16 protein-coding genes and 1 tRNA gene are annotated in these 17,239 nt (G+C 70.5%); 13 read left to right on the top strand and 4 right to left on the bottom strand.

What is annotated here, in order from left to right; translation table 11 throughout:
• Positions 1 to 231: 231 nt before the first annotated feature.
• Positions 232 to 2,106, bottom strand: a complete 1,875-nt coding sequence (locus MBA17_RS27985; RefSeq protein WP_238499586.1) for an acyl-CoA dehydrogenase family protein — start codon at positions 2,104 to 2,106, stop codon at positions 232 to 234.
• Positions 2,107 to 2,169: 63 nt separating this feature from the next.
• The gene (locus MBA17_RS27990; protein ID WP_238499587.1) at positions 2,170 to 2,895 is read right to left on the bottom strand and encodes a class I SAM-dependent methyltransferase; all 726 of its coding nucleotides are present in this window, start codon (positions 2,893 to 2,895) and stop codon (positions 2,170 to 2,172) included.
• A gap of 202 nt (positions 2,896 to 3,097) precedes the next feature.
• Here MBA17_RS27990 and MBA17_RS27995 point away from each other — a divergent pair, with 202 nt between their 5' ends.
• From MBA17_RS27995 to MBA17_RS28010, 4 genes are read left to right on the top strand one after another with little or no spacing between them, the layout of a single operon-like run.
• The gene (locus tag MBA17_RS27995) at positions 3,098 to 4,957 is read left to right on the top strand and encodes an ATP-binding protein (RefSeq protein ID WP_238499588.1); all 1,860 of its coding nucleotides are present in this window, start codon (positions 3,098 to 3,100) and stop codon (positions 4,955 to 4,957) included.
• 29 nt (positions 4,958 to 4,986) lie between these two features.
• Positions 4,987 to 7,020, top strand: coding sequence for an ATP-binding protein (locus MBA17_RS28000; RefSeq protein WP_238499589.1), 2,034 nt, complete (start codon positions 4,987 to 4,989; stop codon positions 7,018 to 7,020).
• Positions 7,021 to 7,042: 22 nt separating this feature from the next.
• Positions 7,043 to 7,627 carry an RNA polymerase sigma factor gene (locus MBA17_RS28005; protein ID WP_238499590.1) on the top strand — a complete coding sequence of 195 codons (585 nt, stop codon included), beginning with the start codon at positions 7,043 to 7,045 and terminating at the stop codon, positions 7,625 to 7,627.
• Positions 7,614 to 8,333, top strand: a complete 720-nt coding sequence (locus MBA17_RS28010) for a hypothetical protein (RefSeq protein ID WP_238499591.1) — start codon at positions 7,614 to 7,616, stop codon at positions 8,331 to 8,333. Before MBA17_RS28005 ends, MBA17_RS28010 begins: the two co-directional genes overlap by 14 nt.
• On the opposite strand, the gene MBA17_RS28015 is transcribed toward MBA17_RS28010, so the two are convergent.
• A complete protein-coding gene (locus MBA17_RS28015) occupies positions 8,322 to 9,341 on the bottom strand; it encodes an adenosine deaminase (RefSeq protein WP_238499592.1) in 1,020 nt (339 codons plus the stop codon). The two genes, MBA17_RS28010 and MBA17_RS28015, sit on opposite strands and share 12 nt — an antisense overlap.
• A gap of 96 nt (positions 9,342 to 9,437) precedes the next feature.
• On the opposite strand from MBA17_RS28015, the gene MBA17_RS28020 reads away from it, so the two are divergent.
• From MBA17_RS28020 to MBA17_RS28035, 4 genes are all read left to right on the top strand, one after another.
• A complete protein-coding gene (locus MBA17_RS28020) occupies positions 9,438 to 9,938 on the top strand; it encodes a SigE family RNA polymerase sigma factor (protein WP_238499593.1) in 501 nt (166 codons plus the stop codon).
• Positions 9,935 to 10,906 (top strand): PASTA domain-containing protein, encoded by a 972-nt coding sequence (locus tag MBA17_RS28025; RefSeq protein ID WP_238499594.1) that lies wholly within the window; start codon positions 9,935 to 9,937, stop codon positions 10,904 to 10,906. The genes MBA17_RS28020 and MBA17_RS28025 overlap by 4 nt, the downstream gene beginning before the upstream one ends.
• Positions 10,907 to 11,074: 168 nt before the next feature.
• Positions 11,075 to 11,587, top strand: coding sequence for a SigE family RNA polymerase sigma factor (locus MBA17_RS28030; RefSeq protein ID WP_238499595.1), 513 nt, complete (start codon positions 11,075 to 11,077; stop codon positions 11,585 to 11,587).
• On the top strand, positions 11,574 to 13,046 hold the full coding sequence (locus MBA17_RS28035) for a hypothetical protein (protein ID WP_238499596.1): 1,473 nt from the start codon (positions 11,574 to 11,576) through the stop codon (positions 13,044 to 13,046). Before MBA17_RS28030 ends, MBA17_RS28035 begins: the two co-directional genes overlap by 14 nt.
• Before the next feature lie 67 nt (positions 13,047 to 13,113).
• Here the strand turns inward: MBA17_RS28035 and MBA17_RS28040 are convergent, their stop codons facing one another.
• Positions 13,114 to 14,319, bottom strand: a complete 1,206-nt coding sequence (locus MBA17_RS28040; RefSeq protein ID WP_238499597.1) for a pyridoxal phosphate-dependent aminotransferase — start codon at positions 14,317 to 14,319, stop codon at positions 13,114 to 13,116.
• Between the two features lie 192 nt (positions 14,320 to 14,511).
• On the opposite strand from MBA17_RS28040, the gene MBA17_RS28045 reads away from it, so the two are divergent.
• The 5 genes from MBA17_RS28045 (at position 14,512) to rplA (ending at position 17,146) form a co-directional block, all read left to right on the top strand.
• A tRNA-Trp gene (locus MBA17_RS28045) sits at positions 14,512 to 14,584 on the top strand.
• Between the two features lie 77 nt (positions 14,585 to 14,661).
• Positions 14,662 to 14,910, top strand: a complete 249-nt coding sequence (gene secE / locus MBA17_RS28050; RefSeq protein ID WP_238499598.1) for a preprotein translocase subunit SecE — start codon at positions 14,662 to 14,664, stop codon at positions 14,908 to 14,910.
• Positions 14,911 to 14,974: 64 nt separating this feature from the next.
• The gene (gene nusG / locus MBA17_RS28055) at positions 14,975 to 15,823 is read left to right on the top strand and encodes a transcription termination/antitermination protein NusG (protein WP_238499599.1); all 849 of its coding nucleotides are present in this window, start codon (positions 14,975 to 14,977) and stop codon (positions 15,821 to 15,823) included.
• A 93-nt stretch (positions 15,824 to 15,916) separates the two neighbouring features.
• Complete coding sequence (gene rplK, locus MBA17_RS28060) at positions 15,917 to 16,351, top strand: 50S ribosomal protein L11 (RefSeq protein ID WP_238499600.1); 435 nt, start codon at positions 15,917 to 15,919, stop codon at positions 16,349 to 16,351.
• Positions 16,352 to 16,429: 78 nt separating this feature from the next.
• Positions 16,430 to 17,146, top strand: a complete 717-nt coding sequence (gene rplA, locus MBA17_RS28065; protein ID WP_238499601.1) for a 50S ribosomal protein L1 — start codon at positions 16,430 to 16,432, stop codon at positions 17,144 to 17,146.
• The last annotated feature ends 93 nt before the right edge of the window (positions 17,147 to 17,239 follow it).

Here is a 17,239-nt window from a genome sequence, read left to right on the forward strand (position 1 = left end):
CGTACCGGCCGCGACCCGGAGTCCGGCTGGAGCCCCGCCGTTCTCCTCGCGGTGGGCTCACCCTAAGTCTGCGGAAATCAGCCGGTCTATACCGGTTGGTATCGGTTCCACAACGACAAGGCCGCGCGCACGGGCATGGTCTATACCGGTGACCGCTCAAACCGTGCGCGGGAGTGTTCGTTCTTGCACCCTCCAAACCGGTATAGCGCAGGACCCATCCCCTGTCACTAGTCAGCGGATGGGTCGATGAACGTTCTCCGCCGCCGCGTTCCCGACCTCCGTCGAGGCGATCCAGGGCCCGTCGAGCGAGGGATCGAGGATGCCCTCCTCCAGGAACGGGTACCGCCCGTCCATGACGTACCGCGCCAGCCGTACGTCACGGGTGTCGGAGTTGTCCCACAGGCGCGCGAAGAGCGCGTCGATCCGCAGCCGCGCCTGGTGACAGAACGCGTCAGCCAGCTCGTACGGCTTGCGCCCCAGGTCGGACGCGTCCTCGGCGGCGCGGACGCAGGCCGCGGTCATCGCGAACAGTTCCGCCCCGATGTCGACGATCCGCCCGAGGAAGCCCTGTTTGTGCTCCAGCCGTCCCTGCCAGCGGGACATGCCGTAGAAGGTGGCGCGGGCCAGTTTGCGGCTGGTGCGCTCGATGTACCGCAGATGGGGAGCGAGCGGGCCGAAGGCGGCGTACGAGCCGGGACGCTGACTCGGGCCGACCAGCAGAGTGGGCAGCCAGCGGGCATAGAAGCCGCCCGCCCGGGCCGCCGCGCGCGCCCGGTCGCCCGCGGACGCCTTCGGATCGACGAGCTGCCCGGCCGCCGACAGATGGGCGTCCACGGCCTCGCGCGCGATGAACAGCCGCATGATCTCGGAGCTGCCCTCGAAGATCCGATTTATCCGGACGTCGCGGAGGATCTGCTCGGCGGGAATCCCGCGCTCGCCGCGCGCGGCCAGCGACTCGGCGGTCTCGTAGCCGCGCCCGCCCCTGATCTGGACCAGTTCGTCGATCGCCTGCCAGGCCAGCTCCGAGGCGTACAGCTTGGCGAGCGCCGCCTCGATCCTGATGTCGCATCCCTCGTCGTCGGCCAGGCGGCTGGACAGGTCGACCACCGCCTCCAGGGCGTAGGCCGTGGCGGCGATGAAGGCGATCTTGCCTGCCACCGCCTCGTGCTCGCCGACCCGGCGGCCCCACTGCACCCGGGCGCCGCTCCACTCCCTGGCGATCTTCACGGCCCACTTGACGCCGCCCGCGCACATCGCGGGAATGGAGAGGCGGCCGGTGTTCAGCGTGGTGAGCGCGATCTTCAGGCCCTGGCCCTCGCGGCCGATCAGGTTGGCGGCCGGGACGCGCACGCCGGTGAAGCGGGTGACGCCGTTCTCGATGCCGCGCAGGCCCATGAACGCGTTGCGGCGCTCGACCGTGATGCCGGGGGCGTCGGCCTCGACCACGAAGGCGGAGATGCCGCGCCCGGTCCTGGCCATCACGACCAGCAGGCCGGCGACGACGCCGTTGGTGGTCCACAGTTTGACGCCGTCGAGCACGTAGTCGTCGCCGTCGCGGGTGGCGGTGGTGGCCAGCCGGGCGGGGTCGGATCCGACGTCAGGCTCTGTCAGCAGAAAGGCGGATATCTCGCCTGATGCACATCTGGGGAGGAACGCCTGCTTCTGCTCCTCGGTTCCGAACAGCTTCAACGGCTGCGGCACGCCGATCGACTGGTGCGCCGACAGCAGCGCCGACAACGCGGGGGAGTAGGAGCCCACGAGCATCAGGGCCCGGCCGTAGTGCAGATGGCTCAGGCCGAGCCCGCCGTACCGCTGGTCGATCGTCATGCCGAAGGCGCCGAGCCGGCCCAGCCCCTTGACCACCTCGTCGGGCACGCACGCCGTACGCTCGATCTCGGCCGGATCCACCTCGGCGACCAGGAAGCGCCGCAGGGCGCGCAGGAACTCCTCGCCCTGCTTGGCCGCGGACGACGGCAGGGCGGGCGCCGGGTGGACGAGATCGAGCCTGAAGTCGCCGAGGAAGAGTTGCCGCCCGAAACTGGGCCGCGCCCACTCGGTCTCCCTGGCCTGCTCCGCGACCTCGCGTGCCTTCGCGTAATCCGTCATGCCGGCCTCCCGCCACGGGCTGCTCCCGACGCTACGCCGAAGAGCTACCCGTGGACCGGCGAGTCAGACCCTGGCCACGCAGAAGACCGTCTGGCCGAACGGCGGCCGGATGAAACGCTCGATGAAACGCGTGGTGGGGACGACCGTGCGGTCGTAGATCTTGACCAGGCGGGGGTCGGGATAACCGACGCCGCCCCGGCGGACGGCGGCCCACCAGGCGATGCCGCCCAGGAAGTTGATCGGCTTGAGGGTCTCGATCCGCAGGCCCGCCTCGGTGACCGTCTTGCGGAGCGTGGCGGGGGTGTAGCGGGTGACGTGGCCCACCTTGCGGTCGAAGTCGCCATAAAGCTGCATGTAGCCGGGCACCCAGATGATGATCCGCCCATCGGGCAGCGTGACCCTGGCGAGCGAGCGCAGCGCCTCGACGTCGTCCTCGATGTGCTCCAGGACGTTCATCAACACGACGGTGTCGACCTTGTCCTTCAGCGGGATGTCGGTCGGCAGCCCGAACTGCAGCACGTCGATCTCGTCGCGGTCCTCGAAGCGCTTCTGCAACTGCTCCACGCAGTAGGGGTCGAAGTCGCTCACCACGAGCCGGTCCAGCCGCGGCAGGAACTGCTCCGCGAAGTGGCCCAGCCCCGAACCGATCTCCAGCATCGATCGTCCGACGTGCGGGGCGACCATGTCGAACTCGTACTGCCGGTAATTCTTGGCCTCGTCCCCACCGAGGTGGTTCTCCAGGGCCTCGTCACCGGCCGCCGGTTGCACTACGCGGTCATACCCAGACATGCGTTTCCGTCCAGCTCGCTTACAAAGAACCGCGACCGGCGGTCACGGTTACGGACGCGCCGAGTCTAGCCCGGCCGCCGCAAGGAGGGTTCTCTTCCCCGGAGCGAAGTACCGAAACCGATTCACTCTCAGTCGCCGCACCTTCTCACCGCGTGATGTTGCCGTTAAGATCCGAGAACCAACTCCCCCTATCGAGGCTTACATGGAGCGAAGCAATCTGCCCGCCGACGTCACGGGATTCGTGGGCCGGCGGGTCGAGCTCGTCGCGGCCAGGCGTCTCCTCGGCGTGGCCAGGCTGGTCACGCTGACGGGCCTGGGCGGGATCGGCAAGAGCCGGCTCGCGGTCCAGGCGGCCCGGGAGGCGGCGGCGTCCTTCCCCGACGGGGTGTGGTTCGTCCAGCTCCACGACCTGGACGACCCCGACCTGGTCGCGAACGAGGTCTGCGGAGCCCTCGGCCTGCCCGGCGAAGACGCCGGCACACCGGCCGACCTGCTCATCGACCACCTGTACGGCCGGCACGCCCTGCTGCTGCTCGACGGCGTCGACCACGTGGTCCACCCCTGCGCGCTGCTCGTCGACACGCTGCTGCGGGCCTGCCCCCGGCTGACCGTCATGGTCACCAGCCGCCAGGCGCTCGACGTCCCCGGCGAACATCTGCTGGTCGTCCCCGCGATGCCGGTCCCCGACCCCGGCGAGCCGGCCTCCGCCGCCAGGCACGAGAGCGTCGCCCTGTTCGTCGAGCGCGCCGCCGCTGTGACCCGCTTCGAGCTCACCGACGACAACCGGGCCACCGTCGCCGACCTGTGCGCCGGGCTCGACGGGATCCCGCTGGCCCTGGAGCTGGCCGCGGTCCGGCTGCGAGCCATGTCCGTCGAGCAGATCACCGAGCGGCTGCACGACCGGTTCGACCTGCTGACCGGGGGCCGCCGCAGCCTGCCCGCCAGACACATGACCCTGCGCACCGCGCTGGGCTGGAGCCATGAGCTGTGCGGCACCCACGAACGCCTGCTCTGGGCCCGCCTGTCCGTCTTCGGCGGATCCTTCGACCTCGACGCCGCCGAGCAGGTCTGCGCCGACGAACGCCTCCCCGAGTGGGTCATCCTGGAGGTGGTCAGCGCCCTGGTCGACAAGTCGATCGTGATGCGCGACGACGCCGCCGGAGGCGTCCGCTACCGGCTGCTCGAAACCGTCCGCGCGTACGGCGCGGCCTGGCTGGACCGGCTCGACGGCGGGCAGACCGGCGAGCTGCGGGCCAGACACCTGGCCTACTACGCGCGGGCGGCCCGCGAGTCCGAGGCCGTGTGGTCCAGACACGGGCAGGAGAAGGTCTTCGTCCGCACCTTCGTGGAGCACGGCAACCTGCGCCGGGCCCTCGCGTTCTGCCTGACCGCGCCCGAACGCGCCGACGAGGGCATGGAGCTCGCGGCGACCCTGTGGTGCTACTGGATCGGCTGCGGCTTCCTCGCCGAGGGCCGCCGCTGGCTCGAACACCTCCTCGCCGTTGATCCGACGCCCAGTCCACAGCGCGGGAAGGCGCTGTGGGCGCTCGCCCAGGTGGCGTTCGCGCAGGGCGACGCGGAGCCGGCCGAGAGCCGCGGCAAACGGCCGCTCCAGTGCGTCGACTCCTACCGCGCCTGGGCGGCCGGCGAGCCCGCCCGGGCGATCGAGCTGGCCCGCGCCTCCCTGCGGATCCACCACGCGTTCGGCGACCTGGTCGGGGTGGTGCTCGCGGTCGAGATGGTGGCCGTGCTGCTGACCGAGTGGCCGGGCGAGGAGCCGTGCCTGGAGGCCGCCGTCCTGCAAGGGGCCGCGACCAGCATCTGGGAAACGGCCGGCCTGCCGCAGTTCGGCTCCCGCCACGCCAACGAGCCCCGCCGCGAGTGCGCCCGCCGGGCCAGAACCGTCCTCGGCGAGCACCGCTACGCGCTGGCGCTCTCCCACGGCCGCGGCCTGAGCCAGGGGCGGGCCGTGGCGCGGGCGCTCGACGAGGGCCACCCGGCCCGCCCGGCCCTCACCCGGGCGACGCAGCTGACCGAACTCGTCGCCGAACGTTCCACCTGAGTGGCGACCCTGATGGAAGGTGACGGAGCGTGCGGTTGAGGCGCGGCAATCTGCCCGCGGAGACGAGCAGCTTCGTCGGGCGGACACGGGAGATCGACGAAGTCGCGACACTCGTCGCCGGATCAGCACTGGTCACCCTCACCGGGGTGGCGGGAGTCGGCAAGACCAGACTGGCGATCAAGGTCGCCGAGCAGGCCGCGCCGTCCTTCCCCGAAGGCGTGTGGGTCGCCGAGTTATCGGCCGAGCAGAACCCCGACCTGGTCGCGCACAACGTGGCGGCCTCGCTCGGCATGCTGGAGCAGTCGGTGCGCCCCCAGGAGGAGGTGCTGACCGAGTTCCTCGCCGGAAAACGGATGCTGCTGATCCTCGACACCTGCGAGCACCTGCTGGCCTCCTGCACCGCCCTCGTACGGCGGGTGCTGGAACGGGCCCCCGGGGTGCACGTGCTCGCCACCAGCAGGCAGCCGCTCCGCGACCCCGCCGAGCAGCTCTTCCGCGTCGATCCGCTGCCCGTGCCCGAGCCCGGCGTCGCGGCCCCCGGCGACTACTGCGCCGTCCGGCTGTTCCTGGCCAGGGCGAGGGCCCTGGTGCCCGGCCTCGACCCCGACCGCGAGGCGGTGGCCAGGCTCTGCCGCCTGCTCGACGGCATCCCGCTGGCCATCGAGCTGGCCGCGCGGCGAGTGCGCAGCCTGTCGGTCGAACAGATCGGCGACCGGCTCGACGACCGCTTCGCCCTGCTCGCCGGGGGCAACCGGAGCCCGCTCCGGCGCCACCAGACACTGCGCACGGCGATCGGCTGGAGTCACGAGCTGTGCACCGCGGAGGAGCGCCTGCTGTGGGCGCGGCTCACCGTCTTCGCCGGCTCCTTCGACGTCACGACCGCGCAGGCCGTCTGCGGCGACGACCGGCTGCTCGACGTCCGCGGCGCGCTCGACCGGCTGGTGGACAAGTCCATCGTGATCGTCAAGGGCGACCGCTACCAGATGCTCGACATGGTCAGGGAGTACGGCGCGGAGTGGCTGAACCGGCTCGACGATCACAACCGCCTGGCCCGGCGGCACCGCGAGCACTACCTCTTCCTCGCCCAGCGCGCCGACGAGGAGTGGTACGGCCCGGCCCAGGAGGAGTGGGCCGACTGGGTTCGCCGTGAGCTGCCGAACCTCCGCGTCGCCCTCGACGGCAGCCTCAACGACCCCGGCGGGCTGGAGCTGGCCGGCGCCCTCTGGTTCGCCTGGTTCTGCCTCGGCCAGATCCGTGAGGGGCGCTACTACCTCGACCGGGTCCTGTCCGCGCAGCCCAAGCCCGGCCCGGCCAGGACCAAGGCCCTGTGGGCGGCCGGCTGGGTCTCCCACGCCCAGGGCGACCTGGCGGCGGCCGAACGGCGCGCCGACGAGGCGCTGGCCGAGACCGTGGGCCGCGACGACCCGGCCGCGGCCGGCTACGCCACCTACACCTCCTGCGCCCTGCACCTCCTGCACGGTGACGTGGACCGGGCCGACAAGCTGCTCACCCAGGCCATCGCGCACTTCCAGGAGGCACGGCAACCCGAGGTCGGGCTGCCGATCGCCGAGGCCGCCCGCGCGCTGCTGCACAACATGCGCGGCGAGTTCGACCAGGCGTCCGCGGTGCTCAGCGTGCAACGGGCCAGATGCGTGCAGCGCGGCGACGTGTGGGCCCGGTCCTACGGAGACCACATGCGCTCCCTCGCCGAGCTGGGCCGCGGCGAGATCGGCGCCGCCGAGGCGTACGCCAGGGCGGCGCTCGACGTCAAGTGGCGACTGGGCGACGCGATGGGCAGCGCGATGGCCCTCGACCAGCTCGCCGCCACCGCCGTGGCCAGGCGAAAGGCCGAACGCGCCGCCTACCTCCTCGGCGCGGCCCAGCGCCTGTGGGCCACCATCGGCATCCCCTGGTTCGGTTCCCCCGAGCTCGCCGCCCCCCGCACCGCCACCGAGGCCAGGGCCCGCGAGCTCCTCGGCGACGCCGCCTACGAGGCCGCCTTCTCCTTCGGCCTGACCATCGAACCCGAGCTGGCCGTCGCACGCATCCGCGACGGCGGCTGACCCCGGCCTCTTCTCAAGAGGGGTGTTCCTGCGATGGAATCATGCTTTCCAGAAGGAGCCCCCCACGGACGACGACGAGGCGATCGGCCGGTCCCTCTCCGGTGACCTCAGCGCCTACGAGGTGCTGGTCGCCAGATACAGCACGCTCGCACACCGCACCGCGACGATGCTCGGCGCGGGTGACGAGGCGGAGGACGTGGTGCAGGAGGCGTTCATCAAGGCCTACCGTCACCTCGCCTCCTTCCGGCGGGAGTCGCCGTTCCGCCCGTGGCTGCTCCGGATCGTGGCCAACGAGACCCACAACCTCACCCGGTCCCGTGGCCGCCGCGCCGAACTGTCGCTGCGCCTCGGCGGCGAATCCGGCCCGCCCGCCGGCGACGACCCCGAGAGCGTCGCCCTCGCCACCGACCGCCGCACCCGGCTCCTGCGGGCCGTGGCGATCCTCTCCGAACGGGAACGCGAAGCCGTCGTCTGCAGGTACTTCCTGCAGTTGTCCGAAGCGGAGACGGCGGAGGTGCTCGGCCTGCCCCTGGGCACGGTCAAGTCCCGCACCTCACGCGGTCTGGCCCGGCTACGGGAGGAGGTGGCCCGCCATGACCTCCCCTGACGACCTCGAATCCCAGCTCACCGACCTCGCCGCCGCCCTCGACCTGCCCGCCCCGCCGCCCGCCGAGGTGGCCAGGTCCGTGCGAACCCGTCTCGAAGCCCAGCCTGAGCCCCGGGCGCGGAGGTGGAGTCCGCGTCGTCGCCGGCCGCGGTGGCAGGTGGTGACGACGCTGGCGGCGCTGGTCGTGGCCTTGCTCGTGGGCGGGACGCCGCAAGGCAGGGCAGCCGTGGCGGAGATCCTCAGATTCGCCGGCATAGAGATCCGGGTGGGCGGTGCGTCTCCCGCGCCCGTCGGGACGCCTCCGCTCCCCGGGCAGCGGACCGTCTCCCTCGACGAGGCCAGACGCCTGGTCACCTTTCCGATCGCCGTCCCGGCCGGTCTGGGAGAGCCGGAGACGGTGTGGGTGAGCGATGGCCGGGTCGTCTCCCTGCACTGGCGGGGCATCCGGCTCGACGAGTTCGACGGCACCCTCGGCGTCGTCTTCCGCAAGGATCTCGGCCCGCCGTACCCCGAACAGGTCCAGGGCGGGTGGTGGATCCCGCGGCACCACGGGGTGACCTACATCCCGCGGACAGGCGGGGAGACGGTGAGGTACGACAGGCTCGCCGGGCCCACCTTGATCCATCAGCGCGGGCGCGTGGGACTGCGGCTGGAAGGCGTGGACGATCTCGGCGAGGCGCAGCGGATCATCAGGTCACTCCGGTGAGTTCAGCCACTCGTCGACGCCCTTGAGCAGCTCCTGCCTGGTCGACTCGGGCGCCGCCGAGGACCGGATCGACTGGCGGGCCAGCTCGGCGACCTCCGCGTCGCGGAAGCCGTACACATCGCGGGCCAGCTCGTACTGCCGCAGCAGCCGGGTGCCGAACAGCAGCGGGTCGTCCGCGCCCAGCGCGATCGGCACGCCCGCGTCGAACAGGCGGCGCAGCGGCACGTCCTCCGCCCGCTCGACCACCCCGAGCCCGACGTTGGAGGCCGGGCAGATCTCACACGTCACCTGCCGGTCCGCCAGCCGCGCCATCAACCGCTCCGACTCCGCCGAACGCACACCGTGCCCGACCCGGTCCGCGTCGAGATCGTCCACGCACTCGGCCACGCTGACCGGCCCGGACAACTCACCCCCATGAGGTACGGCCAGCAGGCCCGCGCGCTTGGCGATCCGGAAGGCCCCGTCGAAGTCGCGGGCCCGGCCGCGCCGTTCGTCGTTGGAGAGGCCGAAACCGACCACGCCCCGGTCGACGTACTGCGTGGCCAGCCTGGCCAGCGTCTTGGCGTCGAGGGGATGCCTGGTCCGGTTGGCGGCCACGATCACGGCGACGCCGATGTCCTCGGCCCTGGCGGCCTGGGCCGCCGCGTCGAGCACCAGATCGAGGGTCGCGCTCAGCCCGCCGAACCGGTGGGCGTAGCCGGAGGGGTCCACCTGGATCTCCAGCCAGCGGGACCCCTCGGCCGCCTCGTCCTGCGCCGCCTCGCGCAGCAGCCGGTAGACGTCCTCCGGCCGCCGCAGCACCGACCGCGCGATGTCGTAGAGCCGCTGAAAACGGAACCAGCCGCGCTCGTCGGTGGCCCTCAGCTTGGGCGGCCAGTCCTCTTTCAACGCCTCCGGCAGGTGGAGTCCCTGTTCCCGGGCGAGCTCGATCAAGGTCGAATGCCGCATCGAGCCGGTGAAGTGCAGATGTAGATGGGCCTTCGGCAGTTTGTCAAGAGGACGTGGCATTTCCTTATCTTGCCGTATCGTCCGCGGAGCTGAGAATCGACGCTCAACCTCGCGGGGGACTGGTGCGTTGAGGAGGGGCGAAAGGAGGTCTCGCTCATGACGGAAGAAGACGAATCGGCCTTCGACGAGTTCCTGGCCGCACGGAGCACGGCGCTCCTGCGCACCGCCATTCTGGTCTGCGGTGCTTCCCAGCACGACGCCGAGGACCTGGTCCAGGGCGCCCTGGAGAAGGTCTACCGGCACTGGCCGCGGATCAGGAACGACAACCCCCAGGCGTACGCCCGGCGGGTCGTCATCAACGCCGCGATCACCGTTTCCCGGCGGCGCAAGGTGATCCAGGAGATCACGTTCGCCAGGCCGCCGGACACCGCGGTGCCCGCGTTCGACGTCGGACTGCGGGACGCGCTGTTCGCGGAGTTGCGGCGGCTGCCCACCCGGATGCGGGCCGTACTGGTCCTGCGCTACTGGGAGGACTTGTCGGAGAACGAGACGGCCACGCTCATGGGCTGTTCGGTCGGCACCGTCAAGAGCCAGGCCGCACGTGGTCTCGCCCGAATCCGTGAACGCATGTCGAGCTTTGAGGGAGCATCAGCATGAACGCAGAGGAAGCATTGAAGGAGGCGATGTCCGCGCAGGTGGCCGATGTGCAGGCGACCCCGGCGCTGGGCGGAGCCGTCCGCCGGAGACATCGCGGACGGATACTCAGGTTTCGTACCGCAGGGGCGGCGCTCGTCATGGTGGCAATCGCGGGGGCGGTGCCGGCATACCTGGCGGTGACCTCCGGGAGCGACCCCACGGCTGCCCCCGCGACGAGGGAGGCCGCGGCGACCGTGCGGTCGGGCATCGCGGTCCCCGACGTCGTCGGAATGGACGCCAAGGCGGCCCGCCGGACCCTGGAGGCCGCCGGGCTGGTCTCGCAGTACAAGATGGGCCCTCGGTCTGACACCACGCCGGCCAACATCGTGGTCAGCCAGGACCCGGCGGCGGGCGCCGAGGCCGAGCCCGGCACCGAGGTGGCCATCACCCTGCCCGCGGCCCGGCCCGAGCGGGAGCCACAGGAGGCGATCAACCAGGAGCTTCCGCCTGATCTGGGTGATCTCGGTGAGGAAGGCGGCCACCGCTTCGCCGGCGTCGACTTCGTCTACCTCCCCGAAGGGCTCAAGTGGACCCACTGGTTCGTCAGGAACACCTTCGGCAAGACGAGCGACTCCACCATGTGGAACGATTCGGGCAAGAACACCGACGCCTACGGGATCCAGGTGATCGTCTACAGCGGCGACGCCGTCGACAAGATCTCCGAGCGGATGACCGGGTACGGCAAGCAGGGCGCCGAGCCGATCGACATCCGCGGCAAGGAGGCGTACCTGGTGAGCGTCGGTGAGGCGGTCGGAGAGCTCGCCAACGACGAGAACACCCCGCCCGGCGAGGGCAGCACCCGCACCCTCATCTGGGTCGTGAACCCCGACCTGGCCATCGAGCTCATGATGAGCCCCGACTACGCCAAGCGGATCGACGGCGACGCGGAACTCAAGAAGGTCGCGGAGGCCCTCCGCCCGGCCGAATAATCCGTCCTGGCCCACGGGCCCTCGTCTGAGCTCTCCGCTCACCGAATCTGAACGCCCCTGGTGGTTCGCCACCAGGGGCGTTCTCGTTCGCCCGACGCGCCTCGAACGGCAGGGCAACCCCGGAGGGCGGCGGGGCGTATGGGAGGGCATGGAACCGGAGCTGGTCGGATGAGTGTGGGGTTCGCGGAGTTCGTGGCCGCGCGCGGGACGAGTTTGTTGCGGGTCGCCTACCTGACCTGCGGGTCGAGGGACGACGCCGAGGATGTGCTGCAGATCGCCCTGGAACGGGCGTATCGCAGCTGGGCACGGCTTCGGGAGGGGGCCGATCCCGAGCCGTACGTGCGGCGGATCATCGTCAACACCGCGATCAGCCGCGCCAGGCGGCGCGCGATCCTGCGGATCATCCCGACGAGCGCCCCGCCCGAGAGAGGGGCGCCCAGTCAGGTGCACGGTATCGAGCTGCGGCAGGTCCTGATGGACGGTCTGCGGGCGCTGCCGCCACGCCAGCGGGCCGTACTGGTGCTGAGATTCCTGGAGGACATGAGCGAGGCGCAGACCGCCGAGGCGCTGGGGTGCTCGACCGGCACGGTGAAGAGCCAGGCGTCGAAAGGGCTGGCACGGCTGCGCGGGTTGATCGGTAGCGAGAGCCTGAGGGAAGTGGTGAACGGTGCCGAGGCTTGAGGACGAGCTGCGCCTGGCGATGCGCGAGGAGACCGCGGCGCTGTTCAGCGCCCCAGACCTGACCGACCGGATCGTACGGCGAGCGCGCCGCCGCCACACCCGGCGGACCTGGACGGTCGCCGTGGCCGCCGTCATGGCCGTCGTGGCGGTGGTGGTTCCCGCGGTGTTCCTGAACGGGCGGGGCCAGGAGATCGCGGGGAGGCAGACGACGTTCGAAGGGCTGACCGTCACCTACGTCCCGGAGGGGGTGACCGCCGACGGCACGGCCGCACTCGGATACGACGGGATCCAGCGCAGGTGGACCGGCGGCGGCGACCGGTGGATGCAGGTGGAGGCGGTACGGGGCAGCGAGGCGAAGTCGCTGGACGATCTGGAGAAGGTCTCCTGGCCGGTCGGCACGCGCCTGACGGAGGTCCGGACCACCCGGATCGGTGACCTCGAAGGGCGGGCCGGCAGGGTCGAGTCCGCGAAGGACTCCGTCAGTCGCGGACGGGTGGCGATGTGGCTGATCCGTCCCGGTTTCGGGGTGCGGGTCCACGTCGGTGAGGGTCTCGCGGGGGAACTGGAGCGGATCGCCGAGGGGGTCCTTCCGCAGGCTCCGCCCTCAGCCCGGGGGGACTCCGTCGACGGCATCGGCGTGACGCACCTGCCGCCGGGGGCCGAAAGGCTCGACGACGGCACCGACGTGGGTATGGGCAGGGGATGGGTCTCCACCTCCGCCCGGTGGCGGACCGGAGCGGGCGAGATCCTGGTCACCGTGCTGCGCGGGCCGGGCGGAGCCGAGGCGTCGGAGTCGTTCCTGGGGCTCGTGGCCCGGCCGCCGTGGCAGGTCGGCGACCGGATGCGGGCCGTCGTCGGCCGGGAGAGACGCGAGTTGCTGATCGCGGAGATCGGGCTGACCGTCAGGGTGACCGTCCCGTCGAAGCTGGGGGACGAACTTGACGGAATCATCGCAGGGCTGCGGTTGCCGACGATCCGGCCGTCAGGGAAGCCCGTCGTACCGGATGAGGCACTGTGCGGTACACCGCCCGCACCGCGGTCGGGCCGGGCGCTGTCCGGGCTGCGGGCCGTTCCCGGGGTGCCGATCGGCTACACGCCGGAGGGCCTCACGATGGGGGAGACGTTCACCGACCTGGAGTCGCTCACCCGCACGGACCTGAAGGTGTACGGCTACGCCTGGCACAACGGGCTGGACGCCACCGAACCCGGTTTCCGGCGCGTCTCCGTGGGAGTCGTGTGCGGCGTCGAATCAGCCGAGAAGCTGCGGGCGCTGGTGGACGGCGCCGAGCCGGCGGTCCTCGGCGGGAGGCCCGCGATCACCTGGCTGAGCGAGCTTTCGGGCGGCGGGCCGTACGTGATGTGGCTGGCAGGCGGGGGAGCGGCGATCTTCGTGGGCGGCGGCCCCGACGACGCCGGCCGGCCCGGCACGCTCAGGCGGGTGGCCGAGAGCATCACCTGACAGGACGGGCCCGGACCTCTTCGGAAGGTCCGGGCCCGGTTCGCTCGTCGCCGGGCGGTCATCAGGGTCAGCGGGCCTCGGAGAGGAGCTTGTGGAGGCGGCTGACGCCCTCGACCAGGTCGTCGTCGCCCAGGGCGTAGGAGAGGCGGAAGTAGCCGGGGGTGCCGAACGCCTCGCCGGGGACGACCGCGACCTCGGCCTCCTCCAGGACCAGCTCGGCCAGTTCGGCGGAGGTCTGCGGGCGGCTGCCGCGCAGCTCCTTGCCGAGCAGCGCCTTCACCGAGGGGTAGACGTAGAACGCGCCGAACGGCTCGGGGCACAACACGCCCGGGATCTCGTTCAGCATGCGGACCATCGTCTGGCGGCGGCGGTCGAACGCCTCCCGCATCCGCGCGACGGCCGACAGGTCGCCGGAGACGGCGGCGAGGGCGGCGGCCTGGGCCACGTTGGAGACGTTGGAGGTGGCGTGCGACTGGAGGTTGGCGGCGGCCTTGATCACGTCCTTGGCGCCGATCATCCAGCCGACCCGCCAGCCGGTCATCGCGTAGGTCTTCGCGACGCCGTTGACGATGACCACCCGGTCGCCCAGCTCCGGGACGGCGGTGGCGATGCTGGTGAACTCGGTCTCGCCGTACACGAGGTGCTCGTAGATCTCGTCGGTGACCACCCACAGGCCGTGCTCGGCGGCCCAGCGGCCGATGGCCACGACCTGGTCGGCGCTGTAGACGGCGCCGGTCGGGTTGGACGGCGAGACGAACAGCAGGACCTTGGTGCGCTCGGTGCGGGCGGCTTCGAGCTGCTCCACGTCGGCCAGGTAGCCGGTGGTCTCGTCGGTGACGACATCGACCTGGACGCCGCCGGCCAGCTTGATCGCCTCGGGGTAGGTGGTCCAGTAGGGGGCGATGACCAGGACCTCGTCACCCGGGTCGAGCAGCGTGGCGAACGTCTGGTAGACCGCCTGCTTGCCGCCGTTGGTGACCAGCACCTGCGAGGCGTCGACCTGGTAGCCGGAGTCGCGGAGCGTCTTCTCGGCGATGGCCTTCCTCAGCTCGGGCAGGCCGCCGGCGGGAGTGTACTTGTGGAAGCGCGGGATGCGGCAGGCCTCGACGGCCGCCTCGACGATGTAGTCGGGAGTCGGGAAGTCGGGCTCGCCCGCACCGAAGCCGATGACCGGACGCCCGGCGGCCTTCATGGCCTTGGCCTTGGCGTCCACGGCCAGAGTCGCTGACTCGGAGATGGCGGAGATACGCGCTGAGATGCGAGGTCGGGTCATGCCCTCCATGTTTCCAGACGGGCAGGGCTGGTACCTCCTCATATCCCGTGAGCAGGGTCATCGGGTTCCGGTTCGACGTCCGCCGCATTCACCCGTAGACTGCCGCAAGGCCTTGCTGCTAATTGTTGCGTGGCGGGCCGGTGAGTCACGGACCGATCTCCGGCCGAGCCGGGGTAGGGTGGGTCACTACCTAGGGCACTAGCGCAATTGGTAGCGCACCGGTCTCCAAAACCGGCGGTTGGGGGTTCGAGTCCCTCGTGCCCTGCGAAAAGCGGCCCGCGCGGCAATGGCGTGTAGGCGCGCCGCTGGCCGCGATGGACCACGACAGATCAGGTGAGGACTGTGGCGATCGACACGCGCGGCGAAACCGCAGACAAGCCAAGGCCGAGCGGTGAGAAGAAGCGAACTTCTCCCGCCCTCTTCTATCGGCAGATCGTTGCGGAGCTTCGCAAGGTCATCTGGCCCACGCGCAAGGATCTCATCAACTACACCATCATCGTCATGGTCTTCGTTCTGATCATGGTTGGGATCGTGTCCGCGCTAGACTTCCTGCTTACGGAGGGTGTGCTGGCCATATTCGGCGGTTCCTGAGCCGGATACCGGCGGCTGCACCCGCCGGAAGACCAGAACATCCGACGAAAGAGAAAGAGTCACCGTGTCCGAGTCCCCACTGTCGGCCGGCGAGTCCCGCGAAGAGTGGGAGGGCGAGCCGGAAGAGGCGACCAAGCCCGCCGACGAGATCGTCGACGAGCAGCAGCCTGCAGAGCTCGACGAGACCGATTCGGAGCTCGACGAGACCGAGCGATCCGTCGAGGAGTCCGCAGCGGACGAGCCCGCCGAGCCTGGCGAGGGTGACGAGTCCGCGGCGGTAGACGAGCCCGCGGCCGTTGACGAAGACGGTGACATCGTTCCCGAGGTCGACCCGGTCGAGGAGTTCAAGCGCCAGATGCGCGGCCTCCCGGGGGAGTGGTACGTCATCCACTCCTACGCGGGATACGAGAACCGGGTGAAGTCCAACATCGAGAGCCGCACCGGGTCCCTCAACATGGAGGACTACATCTTCCAGGTCGAGGTGCCCACGCACACCGTGACCGAGTTCAAGAGCGGCAAGAAGGTTCCCGTCAAGGAGCGTGTGCTCCCCGGCTACGTGCTGGTCAGGATGGACCTCTCCGACGAGTCCTGGGCCGCGGTCCGCAACACGCCGGGCGTCACCGGCTTCGTGGGTCTCTCCAACAAGCCCAGCCCGCTCAACCTCGACGAGGTCGCCAAGCTGCTCGCGCCCGAACCGGCCGAGGAGACCAAGAAGGCCGCGTCCAAGGCCGCCACGGCCACCGTCGACTTCGAGGTCGGCGAGTCGGTCACGGTCATGGACGGACCCTTCGCCACGCTGCCCGCCACGGTCAGCGAGATCAGTGCCGAGTCGCAGAAGCTCAAGGTGCTGGTGTCGATCTTCGGTCGTGAGACTCCGGTGGAACTCTCGTTCAACCAGGTCTCGAAGATCTGACAACACGCTTACACTGGTAAGTCGTCCCCACGGTTGTGAGGTGTCCCCTCATGCCCTGGGGGATCTGTAGGAAAAGGACCCGGAGAAGGACACATGCCTCCTAAGCAGAAGAAGATTTCGGCGCTGGTCAAGGTCCAGTTGCCTGCCGGCCAGGCCACCCCGGCCCCGCCGGTCGGTACCGCCCTCGGCCCGCACGGCGTCAACATCATGGACTTCGTGAAGCAGTACAACGCTGCGACCGACGCCCAGCGGGGAAACATCATCCCCGTCGAGATCACCATTTTCGAAGACCGCAGCTTCACCTTCATCACGAAGACGCCCCCGGCGCCCGAGCTGATCAAGAAGGCCGCCGGTCTCGACAAGGGCAGCGCCGTGCCGCACCGCGACAAGGTGGGCAAGCTCACCAAGGACCAGCTGCGCCAGATCGCCGAGACCAAGATGCAGGACCTCAACGCCAACGACATCGAGGCCGCTGAGAAGACCATCGCCGGCACCGCCCGGTCGATGGGCATCACCATCGGCGACTGACGCCCCGCACCACGTAACCCAGTGGGAGGGCCACGCGCTGGCCCGCACCACGACCACTCGAAGCAACAGGAGTGAGCAGTGAAGCGCAGCAAGAGCTACCGCAACGCGGAGAGCCAGATCGATCGCGACCGGCTCTACAACCCGATCGACGCGGTGAAGCTGGTCAAGGAGACCTCGATCGCCAAGTTCGACTCCACCCTCGAGGTGGCGTTGCGACTGGGCGTCGACCCCCGCAAGGCCGACCAGATCGTCCGCGGCACCGTCAACCTCCCGCACGGCACCGGCAAGACCGCCCGGGTCCTGGTCTTCGCGACCGGTGACCGTGCCGAGGAGGCCCGCGAGGCCGGCGCCGACATCGTGGGCGCCGACGAGCTGATCGAAGAGATCGCCAAGGGCAACCGCCTGGGCGAGTTCGACGCGGTGGTCGCCACGCCCGACCTCATGGGCAAGGTCGGCCGCCTGGGCCGGGTGCTCGGCCCCCGCGGTCTCATGCCGAACCCCAAGTCCGGCACCGTCACCCCGGCCGTGGCCAAGGCCGTGTCCGAGATCAAGGGTGGCAAGATCGAGTTCCGTGTCGACAGGCACGCCAACCTGCACTTCATCATCGGCCGTTCGTCGTTCAGTGAGCGCCAGCTCATCGAGAACTACGCCGCCGCGCTCGATGAGGTGCTTCGTCTCAAGCCGTCCGCGGCCAAGGGCCGTTACCTCAAGAAGGTCGTTTTCGCCTCGTCCATGGGCCCCGGCATTCCGGTCGACCCCAATGTGACGCGCTCGCTGACCGGCGAAGACGCCTGACGATCACGTTCGACAGAGGGGCCGCCGCCGGGCGGGCGGGGGGCCCCGGCGGGGTGGGGCGGGTGGGGGGGGGGGGGCCGGGGAACCCCCGGT

The sequence above is a fragment of the Dolomitihabitans soli genome, from assembly GCF_022213955.1.
Lineage (GTDB): Bacteria > Actinomycetota > Actinomycetes > Streptosporangiales > Streptosporangiaceae > Streptosporangium_A > Streptosporangium_A soli.